This window comes from Methylobacterium sp. ME121 (assembly GCF_000974725.1).
GTDB classification, from domain to species: domain Bacteria; phylum Pseudomonadota; class Alphaproteobacteria; order Rhizobiales; family Beijerinckiaceae; genus Methylobacterium; species Methylobacterium radiotolerans.
Genome location: NZ_BBUX01000031.1, coordinates 15,818 through 33,255, shown reverse-complemented (window position 1 = coordinate 33,255; position 17,438 = coordinate 15,818). Strand labels below are relative to the sequence as shown.

Genomic DNA, 17,438 nt, shown 5'->3' with positions numbered 1-17,438 from the left:
TATTGGCAAAGACGGCGGCAGAATCGGGCCGCCTTTCAGGCACCGTACAGGGGGGCGGCACCACGCTTCCCCGGCCGATCCCCGCTCCGCGAGGCCCCGATGTCGCGCGCCGCACCACGCTGCTGTCTGGTCACCGCCCTGCTGCTCGCCGCGGCGGGCCCTGCGCCCCGCGCGGCCGAGGCGCCGCAGCGCGCCGCGGCCGACGCCGCCTTCCTGGATGCCCTGACCTGGGGCGCCACGCCGTCGGCCTTCGCGCGGCTCACCGCGGAGGGGCGGGCCCGCTGGCTCACCGCGCAGCTCCACCCGCCGGCCGAATCGCGCCTGCCGCCCGCCGCCCAGGCGCAGGTCGACGCGCTGACCCCGCCGGGCAGCCTGTTCGAGCGCGCCCAGGCGCTGGACGCACAGGCCAGGGCAGCCAAGGACATGCCGGATCCCGAGGCCCGGAAGGCCGCGCAGCAGGCCTTCCAGAACGCGCTCAACGCGGCCGCGCGGAACGCCGCCTCCGTCTGGGTGCTGCGGGCGCTCTACAGCCCCGACCAGCTGCGCGAGCGGCTGACGTGGTTCTGGTTCAACCGGTTCAACGTTCACCAGGGGAAGTCGACCCTGCGCGCCGCCGTGGGCGACTACCTCGACACGGCGATCCGCCCGCACGTGCTCGGGCACTTCCGCGACCTGCTGATGGCGAGCCTGCGCCACCCAGCGATGCTCCGCTACCTCGACAACGACGCCAACGCGGCGGGCCGCCCGAACGAGAACTACGCCCGGGAGATCATGGAGCTGCACACGATGGGCGTGGGCTCCGGCTACACGCAGGGCGACGTCGAGGCGCTGGCCCGGATCCTGAGCGGGGTCGGCATCGACCTGAAGCCCGAGACCCCGAAGCTCCGCCCCGAGCACGCCGCCGATTTCCGCCGGGACGGCCTGTTCGCGTTCAACCCGGACCGGCACGATTACGGCGACAAGGTATTCCTCGGCACGCGCATCCGGGGCCGCGGCTGGGCCGAGGTCGAGGAGGCGGTCGACCTGATCGCCCGCAACCCCGCCACCGCGACCAACGTCTCCCGGGCGCTGGCGACCTACTTCCTCGGTCAGCCGCCCGACGACGCGCTCGTCGCCCGGCTCGCCGCCGTCTTCACGCGGACCGACGGCGACATCGCCGCCGTGATGGAGGCGCTGGTGCGCGAGCCGGCCCTCGCGGCCGGGCGCGCCGGCGCCTTCAAGGACCCGGTCCGCTACGTCTTCTCGGCCCTGCGCATGGCCTACGACGAGCGCGTCATCCGCAACGCCGGCCCGGTGCTCGGCTGGCTGAACCGCCTCGGCGAGGGCCTGTTCAACCGCTCGACGCCGGACGGCTACCCCCTCGATGCGGCCGCCTGGACCGGGCCGGGACAGCTCGCGACGCGGTTCGAGGTCGCCCGGCAGATCGGGTCCGGCTCGGCCGGCCTGTTCAAGCCGGCGCTGCCCGATCAGCCCGAGGAGCCGGCCTTCCCGGTGCTCGCGAACGGGCTCTACTTCGCGGCGTTGTCCGGCACCCTGTCGGCGGCGACGCGGGCGGCCCTCGCACAGGCCGTCTCGCCGCAGGACTGGAACACCCTCTATCTCGCCTCGCCGGAGTTCATGCGATGACCCGTCGCGACCTGATCCGCGCCGCCGCGGCCCTCGGCCTGTCGACGGTGGCCGGCCGCGTCTGGGCCGCCCCGAAGGCCGACGCGCGCCTCCTCGTGGTGTTCCTGCGCGGCGCCTACGACGCCGCCAACGTGGTGATCCCGACCGGCAGCGACTTCTACTACCGGTCGCGGCCGAACCTCGCGATCGCCAAGCCCGACGCGTCGGACCCGAGGGCGGCGCTGGCGCTCGACGCCGACTGGAGCCTGCACCCGGCGCTGCGCGAGACGCTCCTGCCGCTCTACGCCAGGGGCCAGGCCGCCTTCGTGCCGTTCGCCGGCACCGACGACCTGACCCGGAGCCATTTCGAGACGCAGGACACGATCGAGATGGGCCAGACGGTCGGGGCCGCCCGCGACTACAATTCCGGCTTCATGGCCCGGCTCGCCGCGGAGCTGACGCGGGTCCGGCCGATCGCCTTCACCGACCAGATGCCGCTGATCTTCCGGGGCGGCGAGACGGTGCCCAACATCGCCATCAACGGCGTCGGCAAGCCCGGCATCGACGACCGGCAGGCCCGCCTGATCGCCGCCATGTACAGCGACACCAAGCTGGCCGCCGCCGTGACCGAGGGGTTCCGGGTGCGCGACGCGGTCTACCACACGATCTCGGACCATGCCGGCCAGGCCGACCGTGGGGCGGTCTCGCCCAAGGGCTTCGAGCTGTCGGCCCGGCGGATCGGCCGCCTGATGCGCGAGAATTTCAACCTCGGCTTCGTGGATGTCGGCGGCTGGGACACGCACGTGAACCAGGGCGCCGGCACCGGCTACCTCGCCGACCGGCTCGGCGAGCTGGGGCGCGGCCTCGCGGGCTTCGCCGAGGAGATCGGGCCGGGCTGGTCCGACACGGTGGTGGTCGTGCTGTCGGAGTTCGGGCGCACCTTCCGGGAGAACGGCAGCCGCGGCACCGACCACGGGCACGGCAGCGTCTACTGGATCCTCGGCGGCGGGGTGCGCGGCGGCCGGATCGCGGGGCCGCAGGTGCGGACCGACGAGGCGCACCTGTTCCAGAACCGGGACTATCCCGTGCTCACCGACTATCGCGGGCTGCTGGGCGGCCTGATCCGGCGGCTCTACGGGCTCGACCCGGCGAGCCTGCGGCGGGTCTTCCCGAGCGCGGACCCGGCGGATCTGGCGCTGCTGTAGGGGGCGAGCCGCGGCCTCGCGCGGTTCCATTCTTCCCGAGCCCGGGTTTCCGATCCCTCCGTCATCGCGAGCGCACGTCGCGCCAGCGTACTCACACCGCTCAGGGAAACCCGGCACCGGCGCGCGAAACACCTCCGGTGCGGCTCCGAACCTCTGTGTCCAGCGGCTCAGGCCGCGGCGGCCGCCAGCGCGCGCAGGTCGCCGACCAGCTCGTCGACCCGCTCGGGCCGGGCATCCCAGGCGAACATGAAGCGCGCGCCTCCGCCGATGAAGGTGTAGAATCGCCAGCCCCGGGCGCGCAGGCCCTCCATCGTGGCCGCGGGCATCGTCAGGAAGACCGCGTTCGCCTCGACGGGAAACAGCGCCCGCACGCCCGGCAGACCGGCGACCGCCTCGGCGAAGCGCCGGGCGCAGGCATTGCCGTGGGCCGCGTTCCTGAGCCACGCGCCGCTCTCCAGCATGCCGACCCAGGGCGCCGCGAGGAAGCGCATCTTCGAGGCCAGCTGTCCGGCCTGCTTGCAGCGGTAGCCGAAATCCTCGGCGAGCGCGGCGTCGAAGAACACCACCGCCTCGCCGGCATGCATGCCGTTCTTGGTCCCGCCGAAGCACAGCACGTCGATGCCCGACCGCCACGTCATGTCGGCCGGGCTGCAGCCGAGACTCGCGCAGGCGTTGGCGAAGCGCGACCCGTCCATGTGCAGGGCGAGGCCCAGCTCCCGGCAGGTCGCCGACAGGGCCCGCAGCTCGGCGAGGCTGTAGACCTGCCCGGTCTCGGTGGGCTGCGTGATCGTCACCACGCGCGGCCGCGGGAAGTGGATGTCGCTGCGGTTCTGGGCGAGCCCGCGGATCGCCTCCGGCGTGAGCTTGCCGCCCTCCGTCCGGACGGTCAGCAGCTTCGAGCCGTTCGAGAAGAATTCCGGCGCGCCGCACTCGTCGGTCTCGACATGGGCCGAGTCGGCGCAGATCACGCTGTGGTAGGACTGGCACAACGCCGCCAGGGCCAGCGCGTTGGCGGCCGTGCCGTTGAAGGCGAAGAACACCTCGCACGGGGTCTCGAACAGGTCCCGGAACGCGTCGGCCGCCCGGGCAGTCCAGGCGTCCTCGCCGTAGGCCGGGGCGTGGCCGCGATTGGCCGCCTCCATCGCCGTCCAGGCCTCCGGGCAGATGCCGGAATAGTTGTCGCTGGCGAATTGCTGCGAGTCGTCGTGTCTCATCCGCGCAACCTAGCACGGCGCAGGCGCAGATGGATCGCGCGGACAGGTTGGAACTGGTGCGCGCTTGGTGTAATAGCCCCGTCAAGGCGTGAGCTCCACGCCGATTCGGAAACCGACGTTCCCGTCCCTCCCGGGTTCTCACCGGGCGAGGGACGTTGCCGGTTTCCAGATCGGCGGCGGGCCACGTGAACCCAGATATCCAGGTCCAGAGGATCAAGTCCGTTGCAGGTACTCGTTCGCGACAACAACGTCGATCAAGCGCTCCGCGTCCTCAAGAAGAAGATGCAGCGCGAGGGCATCTTCCGCGAGATGAAGCAGCGCAAGGCTTATGAGAAGCCGTCCGTGCGCAAGGCTCGCGAGAAGGCCGAGGCCGTCCGCCGCGCCCGCAAGCAGGCCCGCAAGACCGCGATCCGCGAGGGCCTGATCGCCGCGCCGAAGCCGAAGCCCCGCTTCCCCGCCGGCGGCCGCCGTCCCGGCTTCCCGTCGCCGTCCGCCGCGCAGGGCCAGGGTGGCAACGCCGCCGGCCAGACCCCGGTCAGCCCGGCCCCCGCCGCCTGAGCGACATCGCTCCGGTCACGAGAAAGCCCGGCCTGCGCGCGCAGGCCGGGCTTTTCTTTGGGTTGCGTCTTCTTTGGGTTGCGTCGCGGCCGGATGGAGGCGCCCGGTCGCGCGAGCCGCGTGTGGCGCGGGGTCCCCTCTCCCGCACGGGAGAGGGGGCATGGCGCGGCTGTCTCGAACCGGGTCGCCCTTCCGACCCGCTGCGACACGAGCCGGAACAGCTCGAGGTCCCGGCGCCGCAGCCGGGCGGCGATCCGGGTCGCAGCGCTCGCGATGACGTGAAGGGGGTCGGCCGGCGCGCGCTCGGGCCGCCAGCTCAGGCCGCCAGCTCAGGCCGCCTTGGCCGCCATGGTGGCGTGCTCGGCCTGGACCAGCACGTCGAGGGCCCGCCAGGGCTTCTGCATGTAGACCGCCTGGTCCGGGAGCCGCGCGTCCCGGCTCGCGCCGGAGGTGACGACCACGCGCACGTCCGGCCAGCGCCGCTTCACCGCCTGGGCGAGCGACACTCCGTCCATGGCACCGGGCAGGCGCACGTCGGCGAAGAGAAGCGCCACCGTCACGTCCGCGCGCTCCAGCACCGAGAGCGCCGCCTCCGCGCTCTCGCAGGCGATCACGCCGAGGTCGGTCTCCTCGAGCACCGCCGTCGCGAGATCGCGCACAGCCGCGTCGTCCTCCACGACGAGCGCCACGGGGGCGGAACTATCGGGCGTTGCGCGATCCATTAAAGTCTCCTGATGCCGGTGCCTTGCCCCGCGTCGGGCGGTCGCCTGTAGGGCGAACTTCTGATTCCCCGATTCGGCCATGCTGATCCTTCATGAGGCGGCTCACAAGAGTCGCCTCGCTCGGACGGCGAATGCCTGCCCTGCGGACAGACGGCCCCAATTTCATGCGGAACGCACGAAAATGGCGCAGTTTCCGGGCGGTTAAGAAACTGTTCACCGGAGTGGACCGACTGTTAACGTCCTGCGACCGAACGTCCCCACCCGCGCGGGGGCGTCTCGCCGGACCGAACGCGGCCCAGAGCTGAAGGATCATCGTCCGACATGTGCCGTTTCCTCGCCTACAGCGGTGAGCCGGTCTTCCTCTCCGACCTCGTCTGCGCGCCGACCCACTCGCTGGTGCACCAGTCGCTGCACGCCGACGAAGGGAAGACCGAGACCAACGGCGACGGCTTCGGCATCGGATGGTACGCGGAGCGGCCCGAGCCGGGTGTCTATCGCGATATCTCCCCGGCCTGGTCCGACGAGAACTTGGTGAACCTCTGCGGGCAGGTGCGGGCGCGGACCTTCTTCGCCCACGTGCGCGCCTCGACCGGGACGGCCACCGCCCGGGCCAACTGCCATCCCTTCGTGTACGGACGCCACCTGTTTATGCACAACGGCCAGATCGGCGGCTACCACCGGATCAAGCGGCGCCTCGAGGCGCTGATCCCGGATTCCTACTACGACCACCGCCGCGGCAGCACCGACTCGGAGGCGATCTTCCTCCTGGCCCTCGCCAACGGCCTGGAGGCGGATCCCGTCGGCGCGATGGCGCGGACGCTGAAGACCGTCCGTGAGCTGATGGAGGCGGCGAATGTCTGCGAGCCGCTGCGCTTCACCGCGCTGCTCACGGACGGCGAGACGCTGACCGCCTATCGCTGGGCCTGCGACGGCCGTCCGCCGAGCCTGTACTACCGCGAGGGGCCGGGCGGCATCGTGGTGGTCTCGGAGCCGATCGACGGCTGCCGCGAGGGCTGGCGGGTGGTCCCCAAGGGCGCGACCCTGCGCGCCCGCCACGGCACCGCGACCCTCGTCGAGGCGCCGGAGCCCGCCCGCGCCGCCGCCTGAATACAGTCGGCGCCAGCCATGCCGCCGCGGGGATTGCCGGGGCGCGCCACATCGCCACATTCCGCCTGCGGCCGATGGTGCGGCCGAGCGGGAATCGACCGATGTATCCGGATACCGAGCTTCACATCGCCGGGCGCTGGCGCGCGGGTGCCGACCGGGACACCCTGGGGGTCCTGAACCCCGCCACGGGCGAGACGATCGGCCAGTGCGCGGTCGCCACCACGGCGGATCTCGACGAGGCCCTGGCGGCGGCCGCCCGCGCCTTCCCGGCCTGGCGCAAAGTCGCCCCCTTCGAGCGCGCCAAGGTGATGCGCAAGGCGGCCGACCTGCTGCGCGCCCGCGTCGACGAGATCGCCCGGATCATGACCCTGGAACAGGGCAAGCCCCTGGCCGAGTCGCGGATCGAGACCCTGGCCGCGGCGGACATCATCGACTGGTTCGCCGAAGAGGGTAAGCGCGCCTACGGCCGCGTCATCCCGGGCCGCGCCGACGGCGTGCTGCAGGCCGTGGTGCGCGAGGCGGTCGGCCCCGTGGCCTGCTTCACGCCCTGGAACTTCCCGATCAATCAGGCGGTCCGCAAGATCTCGGCGGCGCTCTGCACCGGCTGCACGGTGATCCTGAAGGGTCCCGAGGACACGCCGGCGAGCTGCGCTGCCCTGGTCCGCGCCTTCCTGGATGCCGGCATACCGGGCGACGCGCTCTCGCTGGTCTACGGCGATCCCGAGGCCATCTCGACCTACCTGATCCCGCACCCGGTGATCCGGAAGATCTCGTTCACCGGCTCGACGGTGGTCGGCAAGAAGCTCGCGGCGCTCGCGGGCGAGCACATGAAGCGCGCCACGATGGAGCTCGGCGGCCACGCCCCCGCGATCGTGTTCGGCGACGCCGATGTGGAGAAGGCGGTGGCCGTCCTGGCCCCCTCGAAGTTCCGCAATGCCGGCCAGGTCTGCGTCTCGCCGACCCGGTTCCTCGTGCACGACTCGGTCTTCGACCGCTTCGTCGAGGGCTTCACCACCTTCGCCAAGTCGGTGAAGGTCGGCGACGGGCTCGATCCCGAGACCAAGATGGGCCCGCTGGTCCACGGTCGGCGCCTCGACGCGGTCACGGCGCTGGCGGCGGACGCCGAGTCGAGCGGCGCGACGCTGCGCGCCGGCGGCAAGCGCATCGGCAACCAGGGCAACTTCTTCGAGCCGACGGTCTTCACCGAGGTGCCGCTGACCGCCCGGATCATGAACGAGGAGCCCTTCGGTCCCCTGGCGATGATCAACCGGTTCTCCGACGACGAGGAGGCGCTCACCGAGGCGAACCGCCTGCCCTACGGGCTCGCGGCCTACGCCTACACCCGGTCCGCCGAGCGGGCGGCGCGGGTGTCGAACGCGGTCGAGAGCGGCATGATCTCGATCAACCACCACGGCCTCGCCCTGCCGGAGACCCCGTTCGGCGGCGTCAAGGATTCGGGCTACGGCAGCGAGGGCGGCCCGGAGGCCCTCGACGCCTACCTGGTCACCAAGTTCGTCACGCAGGCGAATTTCTGACGTCTCGGCCGGTGCGCCGCGGCGCACCGGCCCCTCCCCTCAGTAGTGCGGCGGCGGCGGCTCCGGCCCCCGCGGCGCCGCCCGGGCAGCCGCCTCCTCCACCTGCTCCCGCAGCAGGTCCAGCTGCCGGACGAGCCGGTCGATCACGCGCCACTGCTCGGTCACGGTCCGGTTCAGATCCTCGATCGTCGCGTCCTGCTCGGTGAGGCGCATCTCCAGACGATCGATCCGTGTGGCCTCGTCCATGTCGGGTCTCCCGTCAGTGCCGTGCCGCGAATCGGCCTCGATCGCGTCGTGCCGCCGGCTCTCGGCCCCCTCCTAGCGCAGGCCGCGAGCCGGGCAACCGGGGCGGCAGCGCCCAGGCATGACCGGCCGCACAATCCCGGCCACGCGACAGAGAGCTGCAATATCCCGCGATCGACCGGGCACGATATATACGTCGACACGGATCGACGCCCGCGAAAATACATTTCTCTACAATCGATATAGGCTAGACAGACTTCCACGGTCGCGCGACCGCTCGCACCCCGGCGAGAACATGCCATTGACGGATTTTTAAGCGCGTCCCCCTATGATCGTCACCACTCTACAGATCAGGCGGGCACAGGCTCCGATGGCGATGTTTGGTTCACGCGACGACGCCCTGCTCGCGGCGATCGACCGGACGATGGCGCGGGTCGAGTTCGACCTCGACGGCACCGTCACCGACGCGAACGCGCTGTTCCTCGACCTTCTGGGCTACACGCTCGACGAGGTGCGCGGCCAGCACCACCGGGTGTTCGTTCCGGAGGACGACCGCGCGGGCCAGGACTACGCCGCGTTCTGGGACCGGCTGCGCGCCGGCCAGCACGAGGCCCGCGCCTTCCGCCGCGTCGCGAAGTCCGGCGAGGTCGTCTGGATCCAGGGCTCGTACAACCCGATCCTCGACCGGCGCGGCCGGCCGACCAAGGTCGTCAAGCTCGCCACCGACATCACCGAGGAGCGCGCCCGCAACGCCCGCCACGCCGGTCAGATCGCGGCGCTCGACCGCTCACAGGCGGTGATCACCTTCGCCCTCGACGGGACGATCACGGACGCCAACGCCAACTTCCTGTCCACCATGGGTTACACCCTCGAGGAGATCCGCGGGCGGCATCACCGGATGTTCCTGCCGCAGGCCGAGGCGGCGAGCGCCGGCTACGCGGCGTTCTGGGCCGCCCTCGGCAACGGCGAGTATCAGGCCGGCGAGTTCCGGCGGATCGGGAAGGGCGGCCGCACCGTCTGGATCTTCGGCGCCTACAACCCGATCCTCGACGCCGACGGCAGGCCCTGCGCCGTCGTCAAGTTCGCCACCGACGTCACCCGTCAGGTCGAGGATCGGCAGCGCCGAGCCGAGGGCCAGCGCGCCATCGACGCCGACATCGCGGCGATCCGCGACTCGATGAGCCGGGTTGTCAGGCAGGCCGACGACACCGCCGAGTCTTCGAGCCAGACCGCGCGGAACGTCGAGGCGGTCGCCGCCGGCTCCGAGGAATTCGCCGCCTCCATCGAGGAGCTGAGCCGCCACGCCCTGCAGGCGAAATCGTCGGTGGACCTCGTCGTCACCCGCGCCGAGGAGGCGGGGGCGATCGTCGTGGGCCTGACCGGTGCCGCCGACCGGATCGGGGCGGCGGTGAGCCTGATCCGCTCCATCGCCGACCAGACGAATCTCCTCGCGCTGAACGCCACCATCGAGGCGGCCCGCGCCGGGGTCGCCGGCAAGGGCTTCGCCGTCGTCGCCGCCGAGGTGAAGGCGCTCGCCGAGCAGACCGCCAAGGCGACCGGCGAGATCGGCACCCAGATCGCCGCCGTGCAGGCCGAGACCTCCCGGGCCGTGGCGGCGATCGACGGGATCGGCGCCACGATCGAGCAGCTCAGCGCGATCTCCCTGAGCGTGTCGTCCGCCGTCACCGAGCAGGCCGCGGTGACCCGCGACATGACCGAGAACATGCAGTCCGCCGCGCAGAGCGTCGCCGCCGTCCACGCCGCCATGGCGGAGATCGCGGCCTCGGCGGGCGTGGTCGACGCCTCGGTCCGCAAGGTCTCGGAAGCCGCCCGCGCCCTCGCGTGAGCGGCCCGCGTCCGCCTCAGGCGGCGCGGGTCGCGGCGGGCTCCGCCACGGCGACCCGGTCGCGCCCGCCGTTCTTGGCGACGTAGAGGGCGGCGTCGGCCCGCCGCATCAGCGCGTCGAACGCGATGCCGGCGCGGGCCTGCGCGATCCCGATGCTGACGCTGACGCGCAGAGCCGGAAGCTCGGGGATGCTGAGCTGCGCGAAGGTCTGGCGCAGCTCCTCGGCCCGGGCCAGGGCCTCGGCGGGCGACACGTCCGGCAGCAGGCAGGCGAATTCCTCCCCGCCCAGGCGGCCCAGCAGAGCCTCGCGGGGCAGCAGGGTCGTCGCCATGGTGCAGAAGCCGACGAGGACCGCGTCGCCGACCCCGTGACCGAAGCGGTCGTTGACGGCCTTGAACCGATCGAGATCGAACAGCAGCAGGGCGGCGTCGCCGTGCCGCGCGATCGCGGCCTCGGCGGCCTGCGCGAAGGCCCGGCGGTTGCGCACGCCCGTGAGCGCGTCCGTGGAGGCGGCGATGCGCTGCTCGCGCTCGGCCCGCTCCTTGACCAGCGCCATGAAGGTGAAGGCCGAGGCGATCGAGAACATGAGGGTGACGAAGCACAGGATCGCCACCCAGGGCGACGCGAGCGGGCTGAGACCCGGCTGCGGCGGCGCCACCAGCGTCGCGGGGATCCGCACGACGTAGAAGGTGCCATGCAGCCCCAGGATGGCGGCGGCGGCGAACCGGGAGGCGAGCCGCTCGGCGCGACCGCGCCAGATCTCCGCGGTCGCCGCGCAGCAGTAGAGCGCCGCCACCGCCGAGGCGTAGATGATGCGGGCCTCGATCGACGCGTAGAAGGTCGGGATCAGGCACAGGACGCACCAGCCCAGGGCGCCGGCCGTCGCGATGCCCAGCCGCGGCTCGCGGTGCTCGAACGAGCGGACGCCGCTCCAGATGAGACCGTAGGCGGCGAGCACCACGGCGTTGGCCAAGCCCACAGAGATCAGGTCGGGGATCTGATTGCGCAGCGCGAGGCCGGCCGATCCGGCCGCGCCCACGAGATGCGCCGCACCCCAGTAGGCGAGCACGCGCGACTCGGGCGCCTGCCGCCACGAGGCCATGAACAGCGTGCCGACCAGGAAGGTCGTCGCCGCGCTGACGACCAGCAGGGTGGCGGGATCAAGCTGCACGGACGACTGTCAATCCTCGACCCGGACGTCGGCGCCGTCCCCGCCCCGCATCGCAGTCTGGCCGAGCAACGATCCGGGCCTCGGCACGATAACACTCTATCTAAGAGGAAGCCACAATAAGCTAGATTAGAATTCCAACACGGGACAAAGGTGCTAGTACACCGGCATATTCGTCCCAGAGTCTAGCGGGGCTCTTGCGCAGATTTCGGCGACGCCGCCCGGCTCTGACCTTGGCCTGCCCCCTCCCCGCACGGTCCTGAGACGCCGGGGTCGGACAGGCCATCACCGTGCCGGCGTCTCCCGCAGATCGAGCCGCGGCGCTCCGACACGCCGCCAGCGAGCCGGAACCTTAGACGTGTTCCGTCGGTCAGGCGCGGTGGACCACCGGGACCGCGGGCGCGCCCTCCCACTCGGTGTTGGCGGGGATCGACTCGCCCTTCATGACGATGGTGAGCGGCCGCAGGCGGGCGTAATCCCCGACCTTCGTGTCGTACAGCACGGTCGAGAACGCGCCGACCGAGACGCCGCGCCCGACGACGACGCGGCCGATCTTCATGATCCGGTCCTCGTAGAGGTGGGTCTGCAGCGCGGAGACGCGGTTGATCGTGGCGTAGTCGCCGATGGTGACGCAGTCGAACTCGGTGATGTCGGTCGTGAGCATGCACACGCCCTTACCGACCTTCACGCCGAACAGCCGCAGCACCCAGGGGAGGAAGGGCGTGCCCTGGAGGTGTTCGAGCAGCACCTTGCCGGCGAGGCCCCAGTAGGCCACCGCGATCGCCTCGGTGCGCATCGCCCACCACGACCACATCGGCTGCATGCCGGGCTTGTAGACGCCCATCAGCAGCCACTTCATGGCGATGACCGCCGAGGACTGGATCAGCGCGATGGCGACGCTCGCTCCGACGAAGCTGTAGGCCAGGCCCCACCAGTCCTGCTCCAGGATGGCCGGGTAGAAGTACCAGTCGATCGCCGTGATCGCGAGGGTGATGTAGAGCATCGGCGAGAACGAGGTCGCGAAGGCCTCGAAGACGCCGCGCCGGATCTTCGGCCACGCGCCGGGCTCGTAAGTCTGGGCGGTCGAGCCGAGATCGACCTTCTGGCGGGCGGGCAGCCGGATCGGCGGCGAGCCGAACCACGTCTCGCCCGGGCTCATCGCGGCGTTCTCGGGCGGCTTCGACTTGATCCCGATGAGCACGTCGTCGGGGATGACGGCGCCCGGCGGCACCACCGCGTCGTTGCCGACGAAGACCCGCGCCCCGGTGCGGGTCGGCTCCAGGTGCATCCAGCCGCGCCGGATCTCCTCCTCGCCGTACACCACCTCGTCGGCGACGAAGTTCTTCGCGCCGACCTCGGCGAGGTCGTAGCGGCCCGCGAGGTTGGTCGAGATCTCGGCACCGTGGCCCATATTGGCGCCCATCAGCCGGTACCACGCCCGCATGTAGACGGTCGCGAACAGCGACGAGAGCGTCTCCAGCGTCACCTCGACCGCGAGGGCCAGCGACCATTTCCGCAGGTAGAACAGCGAGTGGACCGAGTAGGTGCCGGACCGCGTCCGCGGCAGCACAATCCAGCGGATGCCGGCGATCAGCAGCACCGTGCCGGCGGTCATCAGCATGGCGGTGGGCCACGTGAGGATCGGCAGGTACCAGTGGTAGTCGACGTCGGTGATGTCGGAGAGCGAGTCCGAGATCTGGTCGAAGATGAAGAAGGCCGGGAAGATCGGCAGCAGGCCGACCGCCGGGATGGCGCCGAGCAGCACGACGTAGGCCGCCAGGAAGGCCGCGCGGCGCGCGAAAGACGCCTCGGCGGGCGCGGGGAGGTCCGACGGCTCGGCCATGCCGACCTTGCGGCCGGGCGAGCCGTCCCAGCGCTCGGCCGCGCCGACCCGCGAGCCCGCCGGGATCGTGGTCAGGTCGGCGATCTCCGCCTGCGGGCCGATCACCGTGTCGTGGCTGATCACGCAGGAGGTCCCGACCGCCGCGTCCGCGCCGATCTCGGCCGTGCCGATGACCAGCTCGTTGCCGACGATCTCGGCGTTGGCGATGACGAGGCGGCCGCCCAGGGACGCGCCGTCGCCGATGGTCAGGAGGTCGGGCGCGCCGATCTCGATGTCGGAGATCAGGGTGTCGCGGCCGACCTTGGCGCCCATGAGCCGCAGGTAGATCGCGATGGCCGGCGAGCCCTGCAGCCACTTCACGTGGACGAGGGGCGCCAGCCGCTGCGCGAGCCACCAGCGGTAGTAGTAGGTGCCCCAGAGCGGGTAACGGCCCGGCCTGGTCCGGCCGAGGATCAGCCACTTGCCGGCCACCGCCGCCACCGCTGTCACGCCGTTGATCGCCACGTAGACGAGGAGGAGCACCCCGAGCTCGGCGAAGAAGCTCAATCCCCCGCCGGTGAGCAGCAGGTAGGTCACGAACATGCCGAGCCACTGCGCGGTGGCCAGCGCGATCACGAAGGGCAACGCGACGAGCTGCGCGAGGCCGCAGAGCGCCCGGCGCAGCAGCGGCGGCGGCTCGAAACTCAGGTCGCGCGTCGCGGCCCCGGCCCCCATCCCGCCCGTGCGGGCGATGAGCGCGTCGGCCATCGCCCGCACGGTGCGCAGGGCGTAGACGTCGGGCAGGGTGATGCCGGCGAGCGGCGGGTTCTCGCGCACCGCCGAGACGAAGCGGGCGGCCAGGAGCGAGTGGCCGCCGAGATCGGAGAAGAAGTCGCCCTCGAGAGCGATCGGCTGGTTGCCGAAGATCTGCTTGGCGGCCGCGACGAGGGCCGCCTCGGTCTCGTTGGCGGGCGGCTCCTGCTCGCCGTCGGCGGCGACCACGGTGAGCGGGGCGATCTTCAGCGCCTTGCGGTCGACCTTGCCGGAGGTCAGGCGCGGGAGCGTCTCGGCCACCTCGAAATGGCCGGGCACCATGTAGGGCGGCATCTGCCCGGCGAGCGTCCGGCGCAGGGCGGCGGCGTCGATGGACCGGCCCCGCTCCGGGATCAGGAAGGCCACGAGGCGGTCGACGCCGTCGTCCTGCCGGAGCACGACGGCGGCCTGGTTGATGTCGGGCACCGCGCGGATCCGGGACTCGATCTCGCCCAGCTCCACGCGGAAGCCGCGGATCTTCACCTGGTCGTCGATCCGGCCGTGGAACACGATCCGGCCCGCGGCATCGAGGGAGACCGCGTCGCCCGAACGGTACAGGACGGGGTCGGTCCCGTCCGACGCGAAGGGGTTGGCGATGAACTTCTCCGCCGTCAGCTCGGGACGGGCGAGGTAGCCCCGCGCGACGCCGGGACCGCCGATCAGCAGCTCGCCCTGCTGGTCGCGGCCGAGCAGGGAAAGGTCCTCGCCGGCGACGTAGACGGAGTAGTTCGGGATCGGGCCGCCGATCGTCACCGGCTCGCCGGGGCGCATCTCGGCCGCGGTCGCCACCACGGTGGCCTCCGTGGGCCCGTAGGTGTTGAACAGCTGGCGCCCGCCCGTCGCCCAGCGGGCGATCAGCGGCTCGGGCAGCGCCTCGCCGCCGAGCAGGACGAGGCGGACCCGCGGCAGGTCGCCGGAGATCATCGCCAGCAGCGTCGGGACGGTGTCGAGCACCGTGATGCCCTCGGCCTCCAGGATGCCGGGGAGCGATTCCAGGTCGCCCATCATGGCGGGACTCGCGACGAACAGGGTCGCGCCCACGAGGTACGGGACCCAGATCTCCTCCATCGAGAGGTCGAACGCCACCGAGGCGCCCTGGAAGACCACGTCGTCGGCGCGCATCCCGTAGAGGGCGTTCCCCGACCTCAGGAAGTGGCAGATGTTGGCGTGGCTGATGACGATGCCCTTGGGCACGCCGGTCGAGCCGGAGGTGTAGATCAGGTAGGCGGGGTGCTCGGGCGTCAGCCCGGCCGCGCGCGGGTCCGGCACCGGCGCGTCGGCGGGCGTTCCGGCGTCGAGGTCGGCGGGCGTCAACGCGGGCGCGGCGTCCGGCGCCGCGGCGGCGAGCGCCGGGGAGACGAGCAGCGCCTTCGCGCCCGCGTCGGTGAGGCAAACGCCTACCCGGTCGGCCGGCGCCTCGGCATCGAAGGGCAGCCACGCCGCCCCCGACATCGTGATCCCGATCTGCGCGACGAGGAGGTCCGGGCCGCGGGCCATCCACAGGCCGACGACGTCGCCGGGACCGATGCCGCGATGGACGAGGCCGGCGGCGATCCGGCCGGCCCGGGCGGCGACGTCCGCGTAGGTCAGGTGCGGGTGGACGCCCCCAGCCTCGACCCGGGCGCCGTCGACGAGGCAGGGATGGCCGGGCCGGGTCGCGGCCGAGTGCAGGAAGATCTCGGCCAGGACTTCGTCGCGGATCAGGTCGGGCCGGTGGTCGCCGCGCAGGATCGCCGCCGCGTTCCCGAGAGGCGCGGGCTCCCCGGCCGCCGGGCCGGGCCGGGTCTTCTCGGCGACGTCGCTCATCCGCTGCTCCGCTGGCCGGCCGCTCGAGCCGGCGCCTGTCCTGGCCGCCGCCCTATAGCCTGCCGATCATGCCGTTATCGAGGCGGCTTTGCACTGCGCCGGCGCACAGGATCAAGCCCAGCGCCAGCCACCGGGCTCGAGGATCAGGACCTCGCCCTGGCGGATGCCGAGGCGGGGCGCGGCGTAGATGTCGAGGTGGCCGAGGGCCACCAGGGCGGCCCGCGCGACGCCGCCATGGGCGACGATCACCGTGTCCCGCTCCAGGGCCGCGATCATCGGGCCGACGCGCTCGACGAGGCCGGCGTAGCTCTCGGCGCCGAGGCCGGGCGGGCGGTAGTGCCAGCGGTCGCGGTCGCGGCCGGCAGCCCCGGCCGGGTCGCGGCGCCGGATCTCCGCCCAGGTTGAGCCCTCCCAGCTGCCGAAGCCGATCTCCCGCAAGCGCGGATCGGTGCGGTACGCCTCCGGCGGCAGGCCGAGGGTCGCCCTGAGGATCTCCATGGTGCGCCGGGTGCGCTTGAGCGGGCTCGCGACGAACTCGGCCGCCGCCAGCGCCGGACCCGCCGCGGCGGCGAGGCGCTCCGCCACGGCGGCGGCCTGCGCCTCGCCCTGGGCGTTGAGGTCGGTGTCGCGCCCACCCTGGAGGCGTCCCTCGGCGTTCCAGGCGGTCTGGCCGTGCCGGATGAAGTAGATCGTACCCAACCTCTCAACCCCGTCCTGCACAGGCGTTCGGAACAGCCTGGATTACCGGCCGTTCTCGCCGTCGGTCGGCAATATCCGGAAACAGGTCCTGCCCCATGTCCAAGAAGCACGGCAAGCATCATCGCGGCCACAAACGCGATGACGGCATGACAGGTGAGGCCGATCTGCATGGCCCCACCGTGGATCACCGCCCGTCGACGGCCCGCTGGGCCGGCAGCGTCGACGCCGTGGCCGAGTCCGTCCCGGCGGCGCTCGGCCAGCACGGGCCGGTGCCGATCCGCCCCGCGCCGGGCATCGTGGCGGTGGAGCCGGGCGCGCCCGTCGATCTCGGCACGGTCGATCCCGACGATGTCGGCGGCCTCGACAAGGACTGGGCCAAGGACGCCCTCGCCACGGAGCGCGAGCGCATCGTCGCCCTCCAGGAACGTCTCTACGCCGAGCGCGCCCGGAGCCTGCTGCTGGTTTTCCAGGCGATCGACACCGGCGGCAAGGACGGCACGATCCGGTCGGTGCTCAGGGGGGTGAACCCGCAGGGCTGCGCGGTGGCCTCGTTCAAGGTGCCCTCGAGCCAGGAGCTCGATCACGATTTCCTGTGGCGCTACCACGCCCGCGTGCCGGGGCGCGGCATGATCGGGGTGTTCAACCGCAGCCACTACGAGGACGTGCTCGTGGTGCGGGTGAAGGGCCTCGTGCCGGACGCCGTCTGGCAGAGCCGCTACGGCCGGATCAACGATTTCGAGCGCCTGCTCGTCGAATCGGGGACGACGGTCCTCAAGTTCTTCCTGCACATCTCCAAGGCGGAGCAGAAGAAGCGCCTGGAGGCCCGGATCGCCGACCCCGAGAAGCACTGGAAGTTCGACCCGGCCGACCTAGTCGAGCGGAAGTCCTGGGACGCCTACCAGCAGGCCTTCGCGGACGCCCTCGGCCGCTGCTCGACGGCCCGGGCGCCGTGGCTGCTGGTGCCGGCCAACCACAAGTGGTTCCGCAACTACGTGATTGCCCGGACCGTGGCGGATACGCTGGAAGCCATGGACCCGCGATTCCCCGAGGCCGCCAAGGGCATCGCGGATCTGACGGTTCCGGACTGAGGCGGGA

The 17,438-nt window shown here is 71.9% G+C and carries 13 protein-coding genes; 7 read left to right on the top strand and 6 right to left on the bottom strand.

Going from position 1 to position 17,438, the window contains the following annotated elements:
- Positions 1 to 99 precede the first annotated feature (99 nt).
- Positions 100 to 1,626 carry a DUF1800 domain-containing protein gene (locus ME121_RS18920; protein WP_012322427.1) on the top strand — a complete coding sequence of 509 codons (1,527 nt, stop codon included), beginning with the start codon at positions 100 to 102 and terminating at the stop codon, positions 1,624 to 1,626.
- A complete protein-coding gene (locus ME121_RS18915) occupies positions 1,623 to 2,810 on the top strand; it encodes a DUF1501 domain-containing protein (RefSeq protein ID WP_029359720.1) in 1,188 nt (395 codons plus the stop codon). The genes ME121_RS18920 and ME121_RS18915 overlap by 4 nt, the downstream gene beginning before the upstream one ends.
- Before the next feature lie 167 nt (positions 2,811 to 2,977).
- Here the strand turns inward: ME121_RS18915 and ME121_RS18910 are convergent, their stop codons facing one another.
- A complete protein-coding gene (locus ME121_RS18910; protein WP_012322425.1) occupies positions 2,978 to 4,024 on the bottom strand; it encodes a threonine aldolase family protein in 1,047 nt (348 codons plus the stop codon).
- Between the two features lie 222 nt (positions 4,025 to 4,246).
- On the opposite strand from ME121_RS18910, the gene rpsU reads away from it, so the two are divergent.
- Positions 4,247 to 4,582 (top strand): 30S ribosomal protein S21, encoded by a 336-nt coding sequence (gene rpsU / locus ME121_RS18905; protein WP_012322424.1) that lies wholly within the window; start codon positions 4,247 to 4,249, stop codon positions 4,580 to 4,582.
- A 329-nt stretch (positions 4,583 to 4,911) separates the two neighbouring features.
- Here rpsU and ME121_RS18900 read toward each other — a convergent pair whose 3' ends face one another.
- Positions 4,912 to 5,304, bottom strand: a complete 393-nt coding sequence (locus tag ME121_RS18900) for a response regulator (RefSeq protein WP_012322423.1) — start codon at positions 5,302 to 5,304, stop codon at positions 4,912 to 4,914.
- 321 nt (positions 5,305 to 5,625) lie between these two features.
- On the opposite strand from ME121_RS18900, the gene ME121_RS18895 reads away from it, so the two are divergent.
- The gene (locus tag ME121_RS18895) at positions 5,626 to 6,411 is read left to right on the top strand and encodes a class II glutamine amidotransferase (RefSeq protein ID WP_012322422.1); all 786 of its coding nucleotides are present in this window, start codon (positions 5,626 to 5,628) and stop codon (positions 6,409 to 6,411) included.
- 101 nt (positions 6,412 to 6,512) lie between these two features.
- A complete protein-coding gene (locus ME121_RS18890) occupies positions 6,513 to 7,946 on the top strand; it encodes an NAD-dependent succinate-semialdehyde dehydrogenase (RefSeq protein ID WP_012322421.1) in 1,434 nt (477 codons plus the stop codon).
- A 39-nt stretch (positions 7,947 to 7,985) separates the two neighbouring features.
- Here the strand turns inward: ME121_RS18890 and ME121_RS18885 are convergent, their stop codons facing one another.
- Positions 7,986 to 8,192, bottom strand: coding sequence for a SlyX family protein (locus tag ME121_RS18885; RefSeq protein WP_012322420.1), 207 nt, complete (start codon positions 8,190 to 8,192; stop codon positions 7,986 to 7,988).
- A 367-nt stretch (positions 8,193 to 8,559) separates the two neighbouring features.
- Here ME121_RS18885 and ME121_RS18880 point away from each other — a divergent pair, with 367 nt between their 5' ends.
- Positions 8,560 to 10,035, top strand: coding sequence for a methyl-accepting chemotaxis protein (locus ME121_RS18880; RefSeq protein WP_012322419.1), 1,476 nt, complete (start codon positions 8,560 to 8,562; stop codon positions 10,033 to 10,035).
- Positions 10,036 to 10,051: 16 nt separating this feature from the next.
- Here ME121_RS18880 and ME121_RS18875 read toward each other — a convergent pair whose 3' ends face one another.
- The 3 genes from ME121_RS18875 to ME121_RS18865 form a co-directional block, all read right to left on the bottom strand.
- On the bottom strand, positions 10,052 to 11,206 hold the full coding sequence (locus ME121_RS18875; protein ID WP_043075084.1) for a GGDEF domain-containing protein: 1,155 nt from the start codon (positions 11,204 to 11,206) through the stop codon (positions 10,052 to 10,054).
- 367 nt (positions 11,207 to 11,573) lie between these two features.
- The gene (locus ME121_RS18870) at positions 11,574 to 15,644 is read right to left on the bottom strand and encodes a Pls/PosA family non-ribosomal peptide synthetase (RefSeq protein ID WP_053621311.1); all 4,071 of its coding nucleotides are present in this window, start codon (positions 15,642 to 15,644) and stop codon (positions 11,574 to 11,576) included.
- A 111-nt stretch (positions 15,645 to 15,755) separates the two neighbouring features.
- A complete protein-coding gene (locus ME121_RS18865) occupies positions 15,756 to 16,343 on the bottom strand; it encodes a histidine phosphatase family protein (protein WP_012322416.1) in 588 nt (195 codons plus the stop codon).
- A 95-nt stretch (positions 16,344 to 16,438) separates the two neighbouring features.
- Between ME121_RS18865 and ME121_RS18860 the strand changes: the two genes are divergently transcribed.
- Positions 16,439 to 17,431: a polyphosphate kinase 2 family protein gene (locus ME121_RS18860; protein ID WP_059409451.1), complete on the top strand. Its 993-nt coding sequence runs from the start codon at positions 16,439 to 16,441 to the stop codon at positions 17,429 to 17,431.
- Positions 17,432 to 17,438 lie beyond the last annotated feature (7 nt).